Below are 19,099 nucleotides of genomic sequence, written 5' to 3'. Positions count from 1 at the left end.
ATGGTGTTGCTTGAGGGCTGCCCTTACTCGGCCGCCTGCTTGCGCGGCGGGTCGAGGGCGCCGGAGTCGTGGATCTCGGCGACCTGGTGATCGGAGAAACCGAGCACCTCGCGCAGGATCTCGTCGGTGTGCTCGCCGAGCAGCGGCGAACGCTGAACGTCGCTCGGCGAATCCGACAGCTTGATCGGGTTGCCGACCGAGATGTACTTGCCGCGGGTCGGGTGATCGACCTCGACCACGGTGCCGGTCGCGCGCAGCGACTGGTCTTCCGCGATCTCCTTCATCGACAGGATCGGGCCGCAGGGGATGTCGTCCTTGTTGAGGATCTCCATCGCCTCGAACTTGGTCTTGGTCATCGTCCACTGCTCGATGCGGGCGAAGATCTCGTTCAGCCGCGGCAGGCGGGCCGCCGGCTTGGCGTAGTTGGGATCGGTCTTCCAGGTCGGCTCGCCGATCACGTCGCAGATCTTCTCCCAGACCGGGGCCTGGGTGATGAAGTAGATGTAGGCGTTCGGGTCGGTTTCCCAGCCCTTGCACTTCAGGATGCGGCCGGGCTGGCCGCCGCCGGAATCGTTGCCGGCGCGCGGCACGGCATCGCCGAACGGAATGCCTTCGCCGAACTGGCTGTATTCCTTGAGCGGGCCGTGGGCGAGGCGCTGCTGGTCGCGCAGCTTGACGCGGGCGAGGTTGAGCACGCCGTCCTGCATCGCCGCGGTGACGCGCTGGCCCTTGCCCGAATGGGTGCGCTGGTAAAGCGCGGTGACGATGCCGAGCGCGAGGTGCAAGCCGGTGCCGCTGTCGCCGATCTGCGCGCCGGTGACCAGCGGCAGGCCGTCGCGGAAGCCGGTGGTCGAGGCGGCGCCGCCGGTGCACTGCGCAACGTTCTCGTAGACCTTGCAATCCTCATACGGGCCGGGGCCGAAACCCTTGATCGAGGCGACGATCATCCTCGGGTTGATGGCGTGGATCTTCTCCCAGGAAAAGCCCATGCGATCGAGCACGCCGGGGCCGAAATTCTCGACCAGCACGTCGCACTGCTTGATCAGCGCGGTCAACACTTCCTTGCCCTTCGGATTCTTGGTGTCGAGCGTGATCGAGCGCTTGTTGTGGTTCAGCATGGTGAAATACAGGCTGTCCACGTTCGGGATGTCCTGCAACTGGCCACGGGTGATGTCGCCGACGCCGGGACGCTCGACCTTGATCACGTCGGCGCCGAACCAGGCCAGCAGTTGCGTGCAGGTCGGACCCGACTGGACGTGGGTGAAATCGAGAATGCGAACGCCCTTGAGCGCCTTGGTCATAATATTTTGCTCCGTACTCTGGTCTGCCCCTGCACCCGCAGGGAGTGATGGGGATTAGGGGGTTACTTCTTCTTCTGCAGAACGCTCTGAGGATTGAGGTTGCCGATGCGGCCGCTCTCCGAGCCCGCTGCCGGATCGATCACCGCGTTGATCAAGGTCGGCTTGCCGGAATCCAGCGCCGCATTGACCGCGCGCTTCAGCTCGTCCGGCGAGGTGGCGTTGACGCCGACGCCGCCGAAGGCTTCCATCATCTTGTCGTAGCGCGAGCCCTTGACGAACACGGTAGTCGCCGGATCGTCGCCGGCGCTGTTGACGTCGGTGCCGCGATAGATGCCGTCATTGTTGAAGATCACGACGCAGATCGGCAGCTTGTAGCGGCAGATGGTCTCGACCTCCATGCCCGAGAAGCCGAACGCGCTGTCGCCTTCGACTGCGAGCACGGGCAGGCCGGTCTCGACCGCAGCCGCGATCGAGTAGCCCATGCCGATGCCCATCACGCCCCAGGTGCCGACGTCGAGCCGCTTGCGCGGCTTGTGCATGTCGACGACGCCGCGGGCGAGATCGAGCGTGTTGGCGCCTTCGTTGACGAAGATGGTGTCAGGACGTTCGGCGATGATCGTGCGCAGCGCGCCGAGCGCCCCGTGATAATCCATCGGCGACGCATTGCTCATCAGCTTCGGCGCCATCTTGGCGACGTTGTCGTCGCGCTTCTTGGCGACGGTCGCGAGCCAATCGCTCGGTGCGGCCGACCAGTTGGCGCCCATGGCGTCGAGGAAGGCGGACACGCAGGAGCCGATGTCGCCGACCACGGGGGCCACGATCTCGACGTTGGAATCCATCTCCTTCGGCTCGATGTCGACCTGGATGAACTTCTTCGGGGCTTCACCCCAGGTCTTGCCCTTGCCGTGCGAGAGCAGCCAGTTGAGGCGGGCGCCGATCAGCATCACGACGTCGGCTTCCTTCAGCACCGTCGAGCGCGCAGCACCCGCGCATTGCGGATGCAGATCGGGCAACAGGCCCTTGGCCATGCTCATCGGCAGGAACGGCACGCCGCTCTTCTCGACGAAATTCTTGATCGCCTCGTCGGCCTGCGCATAAGCCGCGCCCTTGCCGAGGATGATCAGCGGACGCTTTGCGTTCTTCAGGACATCAAGCGCGCGCTTGACGGATGACGGGGCAGGGATGTGCTCCGGCGCCGCGTCGATCACCTTGACCAGCGATTTCTGGCCGGCCGCCGCGTCCATGACCTGGCCGAACAGCTTGGCCGGCAGATCGAGATAGACGCCGCCCGGACGGCCCGACACCGCGGCGCGGATCGCGCGCGCAAGGCCGATGCCGATGTCCTGGGCGTGCAGCACGCGGAATGCCGCCTTGCAGAGCGGCTTGGCGATCGCGAGCTGGTCCATCTCCTCATAGTCGCCCTGCTGCAGGTCGACGATCTCGCGCTCGGACGAGCCCGAGATCAGGATCATCGGGAAGCAGTTGGTGGTGGCATGCGCCAGCGCAGTGAGGCCGTTGAGGAAGCCGGGCGCCGAAACCGTGAGGCAAACGCCGGGACGCTTGGTCAGGAAGCCTGCGATCGAAGCGGCATAGCCGGCATTCTGCTCGTGGCGGAACGAGAGCACGCGAATGCCCGCCGCCTGGGCCATGCGGCCCAGATCCGTGATCGGGATACCCGGCACACCGTAGACGGTGTCGATGCCGTTGAGCTTGAGCGCGTCGATGACGAGGTGGAAGCCATCAGTCAGCTCTTGCTCGGTGCCCGGTGCCTCGGACTTCGTAGCGGTATTCAGCATCGGCATCGTCTCCCTGATCGTTCTTGTTCGGACGATCTGTTGTCGTCTGAAGCGGGTGGTTAAGTGAACAGTTCCTGGCCATGCGCCTCGACATAGGCGGCAAGGCCGAGTGTGTGATCGCGCGCGCGCTTTTCGGCGAGCTCGGTGTCGCGCGCCTCCAGCGCCTCGATGATCCCGAGATGCTCGGGCAACGAAGTCGCGGTGCGGTCCTTGCGGCCGATCGTGAGCTGGCGATAGCCGCGCACATGCAGCAGCAGGTCGTTGGTGAGGTCGACCAGAACAGGCGATTCCGACAGCGAGATCAGCGCCTGGTGGAAGGCGATGTTGGCCTTGGAATATTCCTCGACGTGATCCTGCGGCAGGCGGTCGTCGCTGAAGTCCTTGAAGAAGTCGCGCAGCGCCGAGATGTCCTTCTTGCGCGCGGTGGTCGTGATCAGGCGCGCCGCCATGCTCTCCAGCGCCGCCCAGGCGCGGATCATGTCGACGATTTCCGCCTTGGTGCGGCGGACCACGACGATGCCGCGGCGCGGCACGGTCTTCACGAAGCCGTCCTGCTCGAGCATCGCGATCGCTTCGCGGATCGGCGTGCGGCTGACGCCGAGGCGCTCGGACAATGCGCGCTCGTCGAGCATCACGGGCTCCGGCGTCGCGTAGATGTCCATCTTCAGAATCGCTTCCTTCAAGGCCTCATAGGCCTTGTTCTTGAAGCTCGTCTCCGGGGCGATCCGGACGATGGCGATATCTGTGTCAGCCATGATGGGCGACGCCTTGGTCTGTTTCGGTTCTGGCACGACTCGTCTCCTCCTCTTGGAGACGTCTTCTTAGCAGAAGAAATTACCTTAGATTTTTGGCATGCCAAATACCAGAATGTCAAGCTACCCATATTTTTCGGTATTTTTAGCCATTGGCCGACCTTGACAATTACGTTTTTGGCATACCAAATGCCACGAAATCTGTCCCAGGAGGAAGCCAATGTCAAATTCGAAGGATGCGGTCCGCAAAATTCTCGATGCGGTCAGGGCCGACAAGCGCACGAGCCTCACCGCGCCCGAAGGCAAGGTGGTCTGCGACGCCTACGGCATCCCGGTGCCGAAGGAGGGCGTTGCCAAGTCGGCCGCCGAGGCCGCGCGGATCGCCTCCGACATGGGCTTCCCGGTCGTGATGAAGATCGTCTCGCCCGACATCCTCCATAAGACCGAGGCCGGCGGCGTGGTGGTCGGCGTCAAGAGCGCCGCGGACGCCGAGAAGAGCTACGAAACCATTCTGGCCAACGCCAGGAAGTACAAGGCCGATGCCAAGATCGAGGGCATCCAGGTCCAGCAGATGCTGGGCGGCGGCACCGAGGTGATCGTCGGGTCGATCACCGACGGCTCGTTCGGCAAGCTGGTCGCCTTCGGCCTCGGCGGTGTGCTGGTCGAAATCCTCAAGGACATCACCTTCCGTCTCGCGCCCGCGACCAAGGACGATGCGCTGTCGATGCTCGACGGCATCCAGGCGCATGAGATGCTGAAGGGCGTGCGCGGCGGCGAGCCGGTCAATCGCGAGGCGCTCGCCGACGTCATCGTCAAGGTGTCGCAGCTGGTCAGCGATTTCCCCGAGATCGTCGAGCTCGACCTCAATCCGGTATTCGCCACCAGCAAGAACGCGATCGCCGCCGACGTCCGCATCGTCGTCGACTTCGACTACAAGCCGCGCCCGGCGCCGCGTCCGACCGAAGAGATCGTCGCGGCGATGAACCGCATCATGCAGCCGAAGGGCGTTGCGGTGATCGGCGCCTCGGCCGAGGACGGCAAGATCGGCAACTCCGTGATGAAGAACCTCATCAACGGCGGCTACAAGGGCGAGATCTATCCGATCCACCCCAAGGCCGCGGAGATTCTCGGCTACAAGGCCTACAAGAGCGTCAAGGACGTGCCCGGCGTGATCGACACCGCGGTGTTCGCGATCCCGGCGAAGTTCGTCGCCGGCGCGCTCGTCGAGTGCGGCGAGAAGAAAATCCCCGGTGCGGTGCTGATTCCCTCCGGCTTCGCCGAAGCCGGGGCGCCCGAATTGCAGGCCGAGATCGTCGAGGTCGGCAAGAAGTACAACATCCGCCTGATGGGGCCGAACATCTACGGCTTCTACTATACACCGGCCAATCTCTGCGCCACGTTCTGCACCGCCTATGACGTCAAGGGCCACGCCGCCCTGTCGTCGCAGTCGGGCGGCATCGGCATGGCGATCATCGGCTTTTCGCGCTCGGCCAAGATGGGCGTGTCGGCGATCGTTGGCCTCGGCAACAAGTCCGACATCGACGAGGACGATCTGCTCGCCTTCTTCGAGCAGGACCCCAACACCAATTTGATCGCGCAGCACTGCGAAGATCTGAAGGACGGCCGTGCCTTCGCGGAGGCCGCCAAGCGCGTCTCCAAGAAGAAGCCGGTGGTCGTGCTCAAGGCAGGTCGTACGTCGGCGGGCGCCAAGGCGGCGTCGTCGCACACCGGCGCGCTCGCCGGCAACGACAAGATCTACGAGGACGTGTTCAAGCAGTCCGGCGTGATCCGCGCGCGTTCGCTCCGGCAGCTGCTGGAGTTCGCCCGCGGCGTGCCGGTGCTGCCGACGCCGAAGGGCGAGAACGTCCTGATCATCACCGGCGCCGGCGGTTCCGGCGTGCTGCTCTCGGACTCCGTGGTCGACAACGGCCTGTCGTTGATGCAGATGCCGCCGGACCTCGATGCGGCGTTCCGCAAGTTCATCCCGCCGTTCGGCGCAGCCGGAAATCCTGTGGATATCACCGGCGGCGAGCCGCCGATCACCTATGTCAACACCGTGAAGCTCGGTCTGTCCGATGAGCGCATCCACGCGCTGATCCTCGGCTACTGGCACACCATCGTGACGCCGCCGATGGTGTTCGCGCGCAACATGGTCGAGGTGAAGAAGGAGATGGAGGCCAAGGGCTTCGTGAAGCCGATCGTCGCCTCGCTCGCCGGCGACGTCGAGGTCGAGGAGGCCGCCGAATATCTCTACCAGAACGGCATTCCGGCCTATGCCTATTCGACCGAGCTGCCGGTCGAGGTGCTGGGCGCCAAGTACAAGTGGGCGCGCGGCGCGGGATTGCTCTGATCGACGTTCGATGCCGCTTCGGACATCTTCGAAGCGGCATCAAGGCCCGGTTAACGGCATCCGAGAAATCGGGGCCTGTCCGATAATTCGGCCTTAATGGGGGGCCGACTAAAGGTCTCGTGGTTGCAACGTGCCGGACGCCTGGGGGTATCCGGTGTTGGGTCCGGAGGAGGCGTTTTCCCCATCATGTCAGTTCAGGTCGATTCGGATTTTGCGAGCGACGATCGCGCGAGGGCGCAGATCGGCGCGGCGGTGAGCTATTTGCTGAGGGACGCGACCGGTGCTGCGCGCGAGCATGCCGTCGAGATGATTGTCGAGATGGTGCGCGATGTCGCAAGCCGGCCGGCCGGCTTTGAAGCGGCGTCCCTTCAGCCGCTGATGAGCGGCGTCACCTACCGGGATTTTGTCATCGATGCCTACCGGCGTGATGTCGATCGCTGGCGTGCGACGATCCGCCGGTCGAACGGCAAGAAGATCCGGATCGCTTCTCCGCCGTCGGTGCGCGACGAGGCGACGACGACAGCGGATGCGATCACCGCCGAGAAGGCCATCGAGTTCGCCAAGCGGGCGATCGATTTGGGCGAGGTGATCTGATCACATCCAAGGGTGCATTCGCCGCGAAACTCCCGGCGATGCCAGCGACCCTATGCCTGGGACGCGCGATGTGCTCCGATGCGACGGCCGCGCCGGTTCCGGAGCCGTCAGCGGAATCGTGATCCATCGTATCCCGGCAGAGAGACACCATGCCTTCCGAACTCCGTTCGCCCCGTCTGGCGGTCCTGATCGACGCCGACAATGCATCAGCAAGGATCGCCGACGGGCTGTTCGAGGAGATCGCCAAGATCGGCGAGGCCAGCGTACGCCGCATCTATGGCGACTTCTCCAATCCGAGGTCCAAGGGCTGGGCCGACATCCTGTCCAAGCACGCCATCATCCCGCAGCAGCAATTCGCCTATACGACTGGCAAGAACGCATCCGACATCACCCTGGTGATCGACGCCATGGACCTGCTGCACAGCGGCCGGTTCGACGGCTTCTGCCTGGTCTCGTCGGACAGCGATTTTACCCGGCTTGCCGCCCGCATCCGCGAGCACGGCATCGACGTGTTCGGATTCGGCGAGCAGAAGACGCCGGAGAGTTTTCGGCAGGCCTGCCGCAGGTTCGTCTACACCGAGAATTTGCGCGGCGGCGCGACCAGCAATCAGGACGCAGCCGTGCGTGCCCAGCCGTTGCAGCCCCCCGATGCCGCGACGCCGATCCTCAAGAAGGTGATCGGCCAAATGGCCAGCGAGGACGGCTGGGTGACGCTTGGCGAAGTCGGGCGGCAGCTGGCCAATCTTGCGTCCGATTTCGATCAGCGGACGTACGGCTTCCGCACCCTGAGCGAGCTGGTGCGCAGGACCAATGCGTTCGAGATCGAGTCCAAGGGCGGGACGACGCGAATCCGCATCAAGCAGGTGGCCGCACCGCCGCCGAGACGGCGAACGCCAAGGCGACGCGCTGATCAAAAACCGCCGGAATGAACCGCGCGCAGCGGCTGAACCACCCTTGAATCTGAACCAACGATGAATGCCGCTTCGGACCTGATCCGGAGCGGCATTTCATTTGCATTGGAACAAAAGCAAGTTGCGGCGGAACTGGAATTTACGCCCAAGTTGCCGTGCCGGAACTGGAACGTCTCGTTCCCTGCGATGTTGAAGGGGCGTCTCATCACTCGGAGGAGGATAACATTATGAACAAGCGTTTTGCCGTTTCCCTTGTCGCCGCTGCGTCGCTGCTCGCGTCCGGTTCGGCCTTCGCACAGTCCACGACTGCAGCGGGCGCCGCGAACGGTGCGCGGACCGGTGGCGAGATCGCGGGCCCGGTCGGCGAGATCGTCGGCGGCACGGTTGGTGCTGCGGTCGGCGCCGGCCTCGAGATTCCCAATGCGGTGATCACGTCGATCCCGCGCGACGAACCCTCGGTGGTGGTGCGTGAGCGCGTCGTGGTCGGCGAGCCGTTGCCCGACACCGTCGTGCTGCGCCCGGTGCCGCGCTACAGCGAATATCGCTACGCGGTCGTCAATGATCGCCGCGTGATCGTGGAGCCGCGCACCCGCCGCGTCGTCAAGATCATCGACTGATCGCGTCGATATTTCAGAGTGCGAAGATCCTCGCGGGCTCGCCGCCTGCGGGGATTTTCGCATGGCAAGGGCACGCTTTTTTCATGAGGTGGCCGGTTGGCCTGGCGGCCCGATCCCCTAGACTGCTGGGCAATGGGCGGACGCAGCCAGCGCCCGCCTCGGTCGAGGGCAGGGGACGGAAGCATGGGTCGGAAGATCGCGATCGTCGGCGCGGGTGCGGTCGGCGGCTATGCCGGTGCGCATATGGTGCAGGCGGGTGAGGACGTCACCTTCATCGATCCCTGGCCCGAGCATGTCGAGCACATGCGCAAGCACGGCCTCCGCGTGACGCACGCGATGGATGTTGCCGAGTTCTCGGTGCCGGTGCGTGCGCTCCACGTCACCGACGCGCAGCAACTGGCGAAGGAAGAGCCGGTCGACATCGCCTTTGTCTGCATGAAGTCCTACGACACCGCTTGGGCGACGATGCTGATCCGGCAATATCTGGCGCCGGACGGTTACGTCGTCTCGCTGCAGAACTGCATGAACGAGGAGACGATCGCCGGCATTGTCGGCTGGGGCAAGACGCTCGGCTGCATCGCCAGCAGCATCACCGTCAACCTGCCCGAGCCCGGCCACATCCACCGCGGCGCCGGCAAGGGCGGCGCAGCCCACACCGTGTTCCGCGCCGGCGAGGTGCATGGCCGCATCACCGCGCGGGCCGAGGAAGTTTGCCGCCTGGTCGGCTTCTCCGACAGCGCCAAGGTGACCTCGAACCTCTGGGGCGAACGCTGGTCCAAGCTCGTCGCCAACGTGATGGGCAACGGGCTGTCGGCCTGCACGGGCCTCCCAGGCGGCGAGGTGCTGCAAAGCGAGCCGTTGCGCCGCTTCTCGACGCGGCTTGGCAGCGAGGCGATCCGGGTCGGCCAGGCGCACGGCTATCAGCTGGAAGAGATCCTGCACCTGCCGCCCGAGACCATCGCACGCGCGGGCGAGGGGGACGAGGCCGCAATGCGCGCCTGCGACGAGCAACGCTTCAAGGATAGCAAGCGCACCTCTTCGGCACAGCGCCCCTCGATGGGCCAGGACATCCAGAAGGGCCGCCGCACCGAGATCGAATTCCTCAACGGCCTTGTGGTGCGCGAGGGCGAGAAGCTCGGCATCGCTTGCAATGCCAACGCCGCGCTGACCGACATCGTCAAGCGCGTCGAGCGCGGCGAACTCAAGCCTGATCCGCGGCACATCACGGAGTTGCGGTTGAATTGAGCGACGCATGTGCTGCGACCGGTCGGCCATGTCAGCATTTCGACCACGGCTCGTCGTCCGGTGCAGCAGATTGGGTCGGCGCACGTCGTTGACAGCACGCTCGATTATTTGATGCCGTAAATGGTCGCCATGTAGTCTGCCACGCTCGGCTTGATGGCCAGCGCGGCTGCGATGTCGGCCTCGCTGCCTGCAACATCTCCCTTTTCCCGTTTGGCCATCGCGCGACCGTAGAGCGAGGTCGGCTGCCTTGCATCGAGCCGCACAGCCGCGTCATAGGCTTCGATGGCCTGATCCGGCGCTCCTTTCTTAAGATAAACAAGGCCGCGAGACTCCAGAATGTTGGGGTCCTGAGGCCGAATTCGCGATGCTTCGTCGCAGTCGGCCAGCTCGAACGCGCCCCGAAGGGCCCGGAATTCGCAGCGCTTGCGCAACATTTCTACGTTGCGCGGCTCAAGCGTCAAAGCAAGACCGAGATCGTCCTCGGCGCGCTTGTAGTCTCGTTTGCCGGCATAGGCGTCGGCTCGACCCGAGAAGGCCATCGCATCGGTGGGACTGAATTCGAGTTGAAGCGCCTTGTCATAGTCAGCGTCGGCGTGGCTACGATCGCCGCTGAGATCGAAGGTTCGCGCTCTGATCATGTATCCGGTTGAGCATCCGGGATCCAGCTTGACCGATTGATCCAAATCCGAGATGGCGCTGCGGTAATCGCGTTTGCTCATATGTGCCAGGCCACGGACCAGGTATGCGCGGGCGTTACTGGGAGTGAGCTTGATGGACTTGCTGGTATCCGCGATGGCGCGATCATAGTCGGTCATTCGCATCAGGATCTCAGCGCGGACAAGGAAGACAATCGAGGAGCCGGGAGCCAATGCTGTCGCGCGATCATAATCCTTGAGGGCGTTGTCCAGCTTGTGATCACTCGCATAGGCCGAGGCGCGGTTAATCCGGAGAGCAAGGTTGTCGGGGTCGAGCTCCACAGCGCGGCTCCAAAGCTCAATGGCATGTTCACGCGCGCCTAAGGCCCTCGCCGAGCCTGCAGCCATCGCGAGCGGCAGAGCCGCGCTGTTGGGCGTTCTAGATGTTGGATCGATCTCGGTCGACGGAACGTTGTGTCGGCAGGCCGAGCCGATCGGCGCTGACGGTCGTTGCTCGGTCGCCGCCAGCGTGGCGGCTTCTCCCCAGCAGATCAGCGTCAGCGTAACGAAAGTCAGTTGCCAGAAGATCGACCGGCTCTGCAAACGGCGATACTGTGAGTGTCGAAACCGCGTCTCGGCCGAGACTGCAAGGATCCTGAAATTGTGAGACAACCGCATTCCGCCGCTTCGCTTACCGTGCCGACTCGACGCTAGCACACGTTGTCGTCACGCAAGTGAGCAACCGGCGACATGGGTGCGGCGTTCTGCTGCATGCCTGACATTGCGGGTTAGCGGATGGGCCGCCGGGGCTTTGCTTTAGCTACAGCAGCTGCCGAACCCCCATCCCATGCATGAACCGTTCGCGGATCTGCACGGGGTCGCGGCGGGTGGTGCCGGTGCCGGGCTTGTCGTCGATGCGAACGCCGATCAGGGACGGGCCGGGGGCCTGTTTCGACTGCGCGATCAGCCGCTCGAAATCGTCCTCGTCGGCAGCCCATGAGCTGTTCGCGATCCCGCTGGCGAGCGCGACCGCGACGAGGTCGGTATGGCCTGCGGCCGGCGTCGGCTGCGCGCCCGTGATCTGGTAGATGCCGTTGTCCATCACCACCATGGTGAGATTCTTCGGCGCCAGGGTCGCGATGGTCGAGAGACAGCCGAGCTGCATCAGCAGCGAGCCGTCGCCTTCGAGCGCGAACACGCGGCGCTTGGGCTGCGCCAGCGCGACGCCGAGCGCGATCGGAAACGCCAGTCCCATGCTGCCCAGCATGTAGAAATTCTCTGGACGATGGCCGGCGGCCCAAAGATCGAAGTTGGTGTTGCCGATGCCGCCGATCACGGCCTCGTCCTTCAGCCCGGCGACAAGGCGCTGGGTGAGATCGAACCGGTTCATCACCTTGGTATTGCGTGCGCGTGTGCTGGTCATGGCTGATCTCACTTGTCGAAGGTCTTGCCGCCGGTCAGCAGCGGCGAGAGGATCAGCGCCACCGGCGCCTGGGTGGTGACGGCCTGTTTGATCGAGCGGTCGGCGATGAATTCGAGCTCGTCGAGCCGGGTGATGGTGTGATGTTCCATCGCCAGCGAATCCAGCACCGGGCGCATGGTGCGGCAGACCAGCGCCTGGCCGTAATTGAACTCGCCGAGCGTGCCGCGCTCGGAGACGAACATGATCAGCGGGATCTGGTAGGGCACCGCGAGCGAGGCCAGCACATTGGCGAGCGTGGCAAAGCCCGAGGTCTGCATCAGCACCGCGCCGCGGGTGCCGGCCATCCAGGCACCGGAGACGATGCCGACGGCCTCTTCCTCGCGCGCGGTCGGAAACGTCGTGAAATAGGGATCGGCGTGCAGGTCCTTGATCAGGGTGGTCAGCACCCGGTCGGGCACATAAGGCACCAGCTTGATCTCGTTCCGCTTCAGCGTCTGCAGCACGATGCCGTGCCAGGTGGTCGCCGTCTTCTGGGACGAGGCTTGTTCCGCGGCCGCCATCCTGCTCTCCCTTGTCGCGCGACGCTGATGATCGCTTGCGATCCAAAACTTGACGTGGTGCCGGCGATTGTCAACATGCCGCGGCGGCATCGCGATCTGCGCAATTCGGCCATCGCAGCGCCGGATCGGCGTGCGATACAGGCGGTAACGATCAAGGGACGGAACGGGACGGGAGGCGTCGATGGCCGGATGGGTCTGGCGGACCGCCATTGCGGCAGCGGCTATGATGATGGCCGGCGCCGCGTCCGCGCAGCCGTACCCGGCAAAGGCCGTTCATATTCTTGTTCCCTATCCGCCCGGCGGCGGAGTCGACGTGCTGACGCGGACGCTCGCCGAAGCCGTGTCGAAGAGCTGGACGCAGTCGATCGTGGTGGAGAACCGGCCCGGCGCCGGCGGCGTGATCGCCTCGCAGGCGATCGCGGGCTCCGCGCCTGACGACTACAATCTGATCATGGTGGCGAGCGGCCATGCCACCAATCCGTTCCTCTATCCAAAATTGCCCTACGATACGTTCAAGGATTTTTCGCCGATCTCGCTGTTGGCATCGTCGCCCAACGTGCTGCTGGTCCGCGCGGACTCCCCGTTCAAGTCGGTCGGCGACGTCATCACTGCTGCGAAGGCCAAACCGGGCAGCCTGTCGTTCGCCCATGCCGGCAACGGCACCTCGACCCATCTGGCCGGCGAACTGCTGAACAGTCTCGCCAAGATCGAACTCAGGGCGATCCCCTACAAGGGCGGCGCGCCCGCGATCAACGATCTGCTCGGTGGCCAGATTCCGATGTCGTTCAACAACGGGCCGGAATCGGTCGGACAGTTGCAGGCCGGCACGGTGCGCGCGCTGGCGGTGACGACGGGCTCGCGCGCGCCGTTCCTGCCCGATGTGCCCAGCATGTCGGAGACTGTGCCGGGTTACGACACCGAGGTGTGGTGGGGCCTGCTCGGACCCGGCAACATGCCCGCCGATCTCGTCGCGAAAATCTCGCATGATTTCGTCGCGGCGGTGAACACCGAAGCGGTGAAGGAGCGTCTCGGCAAGCTCGGTGCGATCGCGATCGGCTCGACGCCGGACCAATTCGCGGCCAAGATCAAGGCCGACTACGACAAATGGGGGCCGATCATCAAGGCCGCCGGCATGAAGGCGGAGTAAGCCGATGGCTGCGTCCGAAATCCCCGCCTGCCTGCCGCCGCGTCCGGTGACGCCGCCGCGAGAGAAGCTGCCGCCGAAGGCGTGCGATACCCATGCGCATGTGTTTGGCCCGGCCGACCGCTTCCCCTATGCCGCCGATCGCAGCTACACGCCGCCCGACGCACCGCTCGCGAGCTATCTCGGCATGCTCGATGCACTCGGTTTTACCCGCGGCGTGCTAGTGCAGGGCAGCGCGCATGGCCATGACAATTCGGCGATGCTGGACGCCTTGCAGCGCGAGCCGGCGCGGCTGCGCGGCGTCGGAGTAGCCGATGCCGATGTTGCGGCGGGCACGTTGCGGCAATGGCATGTGCTCGGCGTCCGCGGCTTGCGCTTCAACCATTTCTTCCGCGGCGGGCAATTGCACTATCGCGGCGGTATTCCGCTCGGTGTTGCCGAGATGCATGCGGACGTGATGGCGGAGCTCGGCTGGCATCTGCAGCTCTGGATCGACGTCAAGGATCTGCCCGACACGATCCCGACGCTGAAGGCACTGGGCCTGCCGGTCGTGGTCGATCACATGGGCCGCACCGATGCGGCCGCCGGCATCCATACCGCGGGCTTTCAGAGCCTGCTGCGGGCAGTCGGCGAGGGCTGGTGCTGGGCCAAGCTCTCGGGGGCGCACCGCCTGAGCCGGCAAGCGCCGGATTATCCGGATGCGCGGCCGTTCCACGAGGCGCTGGTATCAGCCAATCCTGAACGGCTGGTGTGGGGCGGCGACTGGCCGCATCCGCGCGTCGAGGGCGAGATGCCCGACGCCGGCCATCTTTTGACGCTGTTCCAGCAATGGACGCTGGATGCCGCGACCCGGCACCGCATCCTCGTCGACAATCCCGCACGACTCTATGGCTTCCCAAACTGAAAGCTGCTGCACGACATGACCGTCAACAACAAGCGCGTGTTCTACGTCAAATACCTCGCCCACGAGATCTACGTCGATATCCTGAAGAAGCGGCCGGATGTCCGGCTCGACCGTCTGGAGAACGAGACGCCGGAGGCAACGTTCGCGCCGGTTCTCGCCGACGCGCACGCCTATCAGATCGGCGCGGCCCGCGACGAGCTGGCGCCGCACTTCCATGCCCATGCCGAGTTGCTGAAGCGCGCGCCGAACCTGTTGATCGTGTCGTCGAACGGCGCCGGCTTCGATCCCGTCGATGTCGATGCCTGCACGAAAGCCGGCGTGCTGGTCGTCAATCAGTCCGGCGGCAACGCCAACTCGGTCGCCGAGCACGCGCTCGGCATGATGCTGACGCTGTCGAAGCGCATCATCCAGTCCGACCGCCGGCTGCGGCGCGAGGCCAACGTCAACCGCAACGACCTGATAGGCAACGAGCTGAACGAGAAGACCGTCGGCATCGTCGGTCTCGGCAATGTCGGCCGCCGCATCGCCGAGCTGTGCAGGGGCCTCTTGCACATGAAGGCGATCGCCTACGATCCGTATCTTACCGCTGAGGAGATGACGAAGCGGGGCGGAGAGAAGGTCGAGCTCGACGACCTCCTGCGCCGCGCGGACTTCGTCTCGATCTCCTGTCCGCTGGACAGCAAGAGCCGCGGCATGATCGGTGCACGCGAATTCGCGCTGATGCAGCCGCACGCCTATTTCGTCACCACCGCACGCGGCTTCATCCATGACGAGAAGGCATTGGAAGAGGCCTTGCGAGAGCAGCGCATCGCCGGCGCAGGCCTCGACGTCTGGGCCAAGGAGCCGCCGCCGCCGGATCATCCGCTGCTGCAGTTCGACAATGTGCTGGCGAGCCCGCACACCGCCGGCGTCACCCGCGAGGCGCGCATCAACATGGGCCGGATCGCCGCCGAGCAGATCCTCCATGCGCTCGACGGCAAGCGCCCGCCGCGCATCATCAATCCCGAGGTCTGGCCGGTCTATGCGAAAAGGTTCGAGCAGGCGTTCGGGTTCATGCCGGGGTAAGGGGAGGCTGCCCCCTTGCGCGGGCCGCGGCCGGCAGGGCCAAAATATCGAAAACAACCCCATGCACAGTAGCCGGCGGCTGCAGGCGTTAGACCAGGCAACTTGACGCGTCGGGCAACTCAGGGGTACATTTCCAATATACAGAAATCGTGCAAGTGCCCGGCCTGATGGGGAGAGATGCCGCAAGGGGAACACTTCCGCCGGTGCGTCCCTCACGCAAATGGCGTGAGTGGGGCTATGAGTAGCTGGTTGCGGCGGAATGCGATCGAGCGCGGTCACAATTCTGTTGCAACTCCACTAAACCTCAAGCTGTGCCTTTCTCGCAACGGGTAGTAGAAAAGCTCACAAGGCAACGCTTCCCTTCGTTGCTCCTTGGTCTCAACTGCGGCAATTTGTCTCGCGGGGACGCTTGGGGTGGCTGAAAGTGAAGTCGGGGAATATCGCTGTTGGGCCGAATCGGCACCTCGGTACAGGATTATGCGGGCGGCGAACGCTCGTTTCGTACTGGATTGGCCTGTTTGCGCTTTTAGCGCTGGTCGTGACGGTCTTGCCGGCCGCTGCTCAGGACGCGAGTTGGAGTACATTCCCGTTTGCGGGACCCTTTCCCGGGTCGCGCGATTTCAATACCGGCATCAACTGGACTGGAGGAAGCGTACCGACCGGCACCGCCACGTTCGGTGTCTCGAACGTCACCAGCCTGTCGTTCTCGTCCAACATCACCAGCGTCGGTGGCTGGACCTTCTACGCCGGGGCTTCCGCCTATAGTTTCGGCGTGAGCCAGACACTCAATTTCAATGGCGCCGGCATTGTCATCAACAGCGGCAGCGCCACGATCAACATCAGTCAATTTGGTAACCAATTTGGCGCGGTACAATTCCTGAACGCGAGCACGGCCGGCAGCGCCACTATCAACAACCGCTTCAGCCTCACATTCCGCGACAGCAGTACGGCGGGCAATGCTGTCATCAACAACAATCTCTTCTTGGACTTCCTTGATTCGAGCACGGCCGGCAACGCCACCATCACCAATAACGGTGGCATAACGACCATCGAGAACCGCGCCAGCGGCGGCACCGCGCGCTTCATCCTGAACGGGATCGGCGTGCTCGACATTTCGGGCGCCTTGTTCGGCGCCACGGCCGGTTCGATCGAGGGCGACGGCAATGTCCATCTCGGCGCGAAGACCCTCGCGGTTGGTGGCAACAATCTCTCGACGACATTTTCCGGCGTCATCAGCGGCGCCGGCGGGCTGACCAAGGTCGGCGGCGGCACTTTGGCGCTGTCAGGCACCAACTCTTACACCGGCGCAACCACTATCAACGGCGGCACGCTTGAGGTTGACGGCTCTATCGCCAGTTCGTCGAGCGTGACGGTCAATGCCGGCGGCACCTTGAGTGGTACTGGCATCGTCGGTCCCGCGACCGTCAATGCTCTGGGTGGTAACACAGCCATCGTTTTGGGGGGTAACGGTAGGTTTACGCTGATAGACGTCGGCGACCTGATCGGCATCGTGCTGAACATCAATTCCGGGACCGCCCTCACCATCGGCGGCACATTGGCGCCCGGCAGTGCCGCCAACCCGACGGGCTCGCTGACAGTCGCCGGCAATCTCGCCTTCCAATCCGGCGCGATCTACGGCGTGCAGGTGACGCCGTCGGCTGCCGCATCGACCAATGTGCTCGGAGCCGTGACGCTCGGCGGGGCCACGGTCAACGCGACGTTCGCCAATGGCAGCTACATCTCGAAGCAATATACGATCCTGTCGGCGACGAACGGCGTATCCGGCACCTTTGGCACACTCGCCAACAGCAACCTGCCGGCAAACGTCACCGATACGTTGAGCTACGACGCCACCCACGCCTATCTCAACCTGGTGCTGAACTTCGCGATTCCCGGCGGTCTCAATGCCAATCAGCAGGCGGTCGGCAATGCGCTGAGCAATTACTTCAATGCGACTGGTGGCATTCCGTTGGTGTATGCCGCGTTGTCACAGGCTCAACTGTCCCAAGGTTCGGGTGAGCTCGGCACGGGCTCGCAACAAACCACGTTCGACGCCATGACCCGGTTCATGGGGGTCCTCACCGATCCCTTCATGAACCGAACCGGATCGGCCACGCCCACCCCGGGACCTGCCGGCTATGCCGACGAAGCGCCAGGCTACGCGAGCGGCGCACACGACGCGTATGCGATGTTCACCAAGGCGCCGCCGGCGCCGTTCGTGCCGCGCTGGAGCGTGTGGGCGGCCGGATTCGGCGGCTCTCAAACCACCGACGGCAATTCTGCGGTGGGATCGAACAACACCACAAGCAGCGTCTTTGGGACCGCCGTCGGAGCCGACTATCTGTTCTCGCCGTACACGATTGCCGGTTTCGCGCTCGCTGGTGGCGGTACCAACTTCAACGTCAACGGCATGGGCTCCGGCCGATCCGACCTGTTCCAGGCCGGCGCTTATGTCCGCCACAATGAGGGGCCGGCCTATATCTCGGCGGGCCTGGCCTATGGCTGGCAGGACATCACCACCAATCGCACCGTGACGGCCGCGGGCTTCGACCAGCTCCGTGCCGAGTTCAACGCCAACGCCTATTCCGGCCGGCTTGAGGGCGGCTATCGTTTCGTCACGCCATGGGCCGGCGGCGTCGGCATCACGCCCTATGCCGCAGGCCAGTTCACGACCTTCGATCTGCCCGCCTATGCCGAGCGGGCGCTGGTTGGCTCGGCGGCCTTCGCGCTCGCCTATGGTGCCAAGAGCATCACCGACGAGCGCAGCGAGCTCGGCTTCCGCACTGACAAGTCGTTTGCGATGGCCGACGGCGTGCTGACGCTGCGCACCCGGTTCGCCTGGGCGCATGATTTCGATCCCGACCGCTCGATCGGCGCGACCTTCCAGGCGCTGCCCGGCGCGAGTTTTGTCGTCAACGGCGCGGCGCAAGCCGCCGACTCCGCACTGACCACGGCGTCGGTCGAGATGAAATGGCTGAACGGCTGGTCGGCGGCGGCAACGTTCGAGGGCGAGTTCTCCGATGCCACCTCGAGCTACGGCGGGAAAGGCGTGGTCCGGTATCAGTGGTGAACGCCCATGGCGTGGCGGCGTCTAAGAAATGTCGGAGAATATCTCTTTCGCCGTCAGCCCGATTGCGGCAATAAATCCTCTGCCAAGCGTTCGTCCGGCAACGCGTCCGTTGTTATTTTCCCTGAGATATCGACGGCTTAGCCCGATATCGCCATCTTCCCGATGTGCCCGACCATTCCGGGCACGGAAGGAAGATGTGTCATGCGACAGGTCCAGTTATTGCTCCGCAACGCGCCCGCCAAGATCGGCCGTCGCCTCGCGCAGATCGTCGCGATCGCGGCCGCCAGCCTGCCTCAGGCCGGCGCGTAGTTTCCCCGCTGCGAACATTCGCACGCGCCCTTCCGAATTAACTCACTCCCATTTCGCGTTAGTGCTAGCGTGGTACCCCCGGGCTCTGCCGGTGCAGCAGGGAGGGTTCCATGTCACGCTTCGTCGTTCAGTTCATGAAGGACGTGCTTGGCGGCAATGGCCGCCAGCGCGAGGTCTGCCAGGGCGCGCTTGAGATCGACGCCTTGAGCGAGGGGCAGGCGACCGAGATGGCCAAGGTCAAATTCTGCCAGGAACAATCGTTGTGCGACTGGTCGTTGCATGCCGACCGCATCCGGATCGAAGCGGCCGATTTGCATGCTTGAACCAGACAGGCCGTGCGGGTCCGACCTCTGCTCGTGGGCCTTGGCCTGCGACCCCATGTGCCGTGTCGTCATTGCGAGGAGCAGCGACGAAGCAATCCAC

16 protein-coding genes are annotated in these 19,099 nt (G+C 64.3%); 10 read left to right on the top strand and 6 right to left on the bottom strand.

The annotated features are described in order from the left end of the window. Positions 1 to 23 precede the first annotated feature (23 nt). From frc to AKN83_RS05875, 3 genes are all read right to left on the bottom strand, one after another. Complete coding sequence (gene frc / locus AKN83_RS05885) at positions 24 to 1,301, bottom strand: formyl-CoA transferase (RefSeq protein WP_050405093.1); 1,278 nt, start codon at positions 1,299 to 1,301, stop codon at positions 24 to 26. A gap of 62 nt (positions 1,302 to 1,363) precedes the next feature. Next, positions 1,364 to 3,097 carry an oxalyl-CoA decarboxylase gene (oxc, locus tag AKN83_RS05880; protein WP_050405123.1) on the bottom strand — a complete coding sequence of 578 codons (1,734 nt, stop codon included), beginning with the start codon at positions 3,095 to 3,097 and terminating at the stop codon, positions 1,364 to 1,366. 59 nt (positions 3,098 to 3,156) lie between these two features. Beyond that, positions 3,157 to 3,852 carry a GntR family transcriptional regulator gene (locus AKN83_RS05875; protein WP_050387017.1) on the bottom strand — a complete coding sequence of 232 codons (696 nt, stop codon included), beginning with the start codon at positions 3,850 to 3,852 and terminating at the stop codon, positions 3,157 to 3,159. A gap of 217 nt (positions 3,853 to 4,069) precedes the next feature. Between AKN83_RS05875 and AKN83_RS05870 the strand changes: the two genes are divergently transcribed. The 5 genes from AKN83_RS05870 (at position 4,070) to AKN83_RS05850 (ending at position 9,566) form a co-directional block, all read left to right on the top strand. After that, the gene (locus tag AKN83_RS05870) at positions 4,070 to 6,199 is read left to right on the top strand and encodes an acetate--CoA ligase family protein (RefSeq protein WP_050405092.1); all 2,130 of its coding nucleotides are present in this window, start codon (positions 4,070 to 4,072) and stop codon (positions 6,197 to 6,199) included. Positions 6,200 to 6,385: 186 nt separating this feature from the next. Next, the gene (locus tag AKN83_RS05865) at positions 6,386 to 6,793 is read left to right on the top strand and encodes a hypothetical protein (protein ID WP_050405091.1); all 408 of its coding nucleotides are present in this window, start codon (positions 6,386 to 6,388) and stop codon (positions 6,791 to 6,793) included. Positions 6,794 to 6,942: 149 nt separating this feature from the next. Then, entirely contained in the window at positions 6,943 to 7,722 is a 780-nt protein-coding gene (locus AKN83_RS05860) for an NYN domain-containing protein (protein ID WP_050405090.1), read from the top strand. A gap of 209 nt (positions 7,723 to 7,931) precedes the next feature. Then, complete coding sequence (locus AKN83_RS05855) at positions 7,932 to 8,321, top strand: DUF1236 domain-containing protein (RefSeq protein ID WP_050405089.1); 390 nt, start codon at positions 7,932 to 7,934, stop codon at positions 8,319 to 8,321. Between the two features lie 183 nt (positions 8,322 to 8,504). Further along, positions 8,505 to 9,566: a ketopantoate reductase family protein gene (locus AKN83_RS05850; RefSeq protein ID WP_050405088.1), complete on the top strand. Its 1,062-nt coding sequence runs from the start codon at positions 8,505 to 8,507 to the stop codon at positions 9,564 to 9,566. Positions 9,567 to 9,670: 104 nt separating this feature from the next. Here AKN83_RS05850 and AKN83_RS05845 read toward each other — a convergent pair whose 3' ends face one another. From AKN83_RS05845 to AKN83_RS05835, 3 genes are all read right to left on the bottom strand, one after another. Further along, on the bottom strand, positions 9,671 to 10,879 hold the full coding sequence (locus tag AKN83_RS05845; RefSeq protein WP_083991940.1) for a tetratricopeptide repeat protein: 1,209 nt from the start codon (positions 10,877 to 10,879) through the stop codon (positions 9,671 to 9,673). A 142-nt stretch (positions 10,880 to 11,021) separates the two neighbouring features. Next, positions 11,022 to 11,624, bottom strand: a complete 603-nt coding sequence (locus tag AKN83_RS05840; protein ID WP_050405086.1) for a thiamine pyrophosphate-dependent enzyme — start codon at positions 11,622 to 11,624, stop codon at positions 11,022 to 11,024. Positions 11,625 to 11,632: 8 nt separating this feature from the next. Next, positions 11,633 to 12,184, bottom strand: a complete 552-nt coding sequence (locus tag AKN83_RS05835; protein WP_050405122.1) for a thiamine pyrophosphate-binding protein — start codon at positions 12,182 to 12,184, stop codon at positions 11,633 to 11,635. A gap of 181 nt (positions 12,185 to 12,365) precedes the next feature. Here AKN83_RS05835 and AKN83_RS05830 point away from each other — a divergent pair, with 181 nt between their 5' ends. The 5 genes from AKN83_RS05830 to AKN83_RS05810 all read left to right on the top strand — a co-directional run bounded on the left by AKN83_RS05830 (position 12,366) and on the right by AKN83_RS05810 (position 18,999). After that, positions 12,366 to 13,331, top strand: a complete 966-nt coding sequence (locus tag AKN83_RS05830) for a Bug family tripartite tricarboxylate transporter substrate binding protein (protein WP_050405085.1) — start codon at positions 12,366 to 12,368, stop codon at positions 13,329 to 13,331. 4 nt (positions 13,332 to 13,335) lie between these two features. Continuing rightward, on the top strand, positions 13,336 to 14,232 hold the full coding sequence (locus AKN83_RS05825) for an amidohydrolase family protein (RefSeq protein ID WP_050405084.1): 897 nt from the start codon (positions 13,336 to 13,338) through the stop codon (positions 14,230 to 14,232). Positions 14,233 to 14,247: 15 nt separating this feature from the next. Continuing rightward, the gene (locus tag AKN83_RS05820) at positions 14,248 to 15,297 is read left to right on the top strand and encodes a hydroxyacid dehydrogenase (protein WP_050405083.1); all 1,050 of its coding nucleotides are present in this window, start codon (positions 14,248 to 14,250) and stop codon (positions 15,295 to 15,297) included. Between the two features lie 538 nt (positions 15,298 to 15,835). After that, positions 15,836 to 18,367, top strand: a complete 2,532-nt coding sequence (locus AKN83_RS05815; RefSeq protein ID WP_244521900.1) for an autotransporter outer membrane beta-barrel domain-containing protein — start codon at positions 15,836 to 15,838, stop codon at positions 18,365 to 18,367. Positions 18,368 to 18,786: 419 nt separating this feature from the next. Next, on the top strand, positions 18,787 to 18,999 hold the full coding sequence (locus AKN83_RS05810; protein ID WP_050405082.1) for a hypothetical protein: 213 nt from the start codon (positions 18,787 to 18,789) through the stop codon (positions 18,997 to 18,999). The last annotated feature ends 100 nt before the right edge of the window (positions 19,000 to 19,099 follow it).

It is taken from the genome of Bradyrhizobium embrapense, from assembly GCF_001189235.2.
In the GTDB taxonomy this organism is placed as follows: Bacteria; Pseudomonadota; Alphaproteobacteria; order Rhizobiales; family Xanthobacteraceae; genus Bradyrhizobium; species Bradyrhizobium embrapense.
The sequence above is the reverse complement of the archived record's forward strand: the minus strand, read 5'-3'. Positions and strand labels throughout refer to the sequence as shown.

Excerpts from the sequence above, each read along its gene's own strand:
- frc (WP_050405093.1), bottom strand. The coding sequence starts at position 1,301 with ATGACCAAGGCGCTCAAGGGCGTTCGCATTCTCGATTTCACCCACGTC.
- oxc (WP_050405123.1), bottom strand. The coding sequence starts at position 3,097 with ATGCTGAATACCGCTACGAAGTCCGAGGCACCGGGCACCGAGCAAGAG.
- AKN83_RS05875 (WP_050387017.1), bottom strand. The coding sequence starts at position 3,852 with ATGGCTGACACAGATATCGCCATCGTCCGGATCGCCCCGGAGACGAGC.
- AKN83_RS05870 (WP_050405092.1), top strand. The coding sequence starts at position 4,070 with ATGTCAAATTCGAAGGATGCGGTCCGCAAAATTCTCGATGCGGTCAGG.
- AKN83_RS05865 (WP_050405091.1), top strand. The coding sequence starts at position 6,386 with ATGTCAGTTCAGGTCGATTCGGATTTTGCGAGCGACGATCGCGCGAGG.
- AKN83_RS05860 (WP_050405090.1), top strand. The coding sequence starts at position 6,943 with ATGCCTTCCGAACTCCGTTCGCCCCGTCTGGCGGTCCTGATCGACGCC.
- AKN83_RS05855 (WP_050405089.1), top strand. The coding sequence starts at position 7,932 with ATGAACAAGCGTTTTGCCGTTTCCCTTGTCGCCGCTGCGTCGCTGCTC.
- AKN83_RS05850 (WP_050405088.1), top strand. The coding sequence starts at position 8,505 with ATGGGTCGGAAGATCGCGATCGTCGGCGCGGGTGCGGTCGGCGGCTAT.
- AKN83_RS05845 (WP_083991940.1), bottom strand. The coding sequence starts at position 10,879 with ATGCGGTTGTCTCACAATTTCAGGATCCTTGCAGTCTCGGCCGAGACG.
- AKN83_RS05840 (WP_050405086.1), bottom strand. The coding sequence starts at position 11,624 with ATGACCAGCACACGCGCACGCAATACCAAGGTGATGAACCGGTTCGAT.
- AKN83_RS05835 (WP_050405122.1), bottom strand. The coding sequence starts at position 12,184 with ATGGCGGCCGCGGAACAAGCCTCGTCCCAGAAGACGGCGACCACCTGG.
- AKN83_RS05830 (WP_050405085.1), top strand. The coding sequence starts at position 12,366 with ATGGCCGGATGGGTCTGGCGGACCGCCATTGCGGCAGCGGCTATGATG.
- AKN83_RS05825 (WP_050405084.1), top strand. The coding sequence starts at position 13,336 with ATGGCTGCGTCCGAAATCCCCGCCTGCCTGCCGCCGCGTCCGGTGACG.
- AKN83_RS05820 (WP_050405083.1), top strand. The coding sequence starts at position 14,248 with ATGACCGTCAACAACAAGCGCGTGTTCTACGTCAAATACCTCGCCCAC.
- AKN83_RS05810 (WP_050405082.1), top strand. The coding sequence starts at position 18,787 with ATGTCACGCTTCGTCGTTCAGTTCATGAAGGACGTGCTTGGCGGCAAT.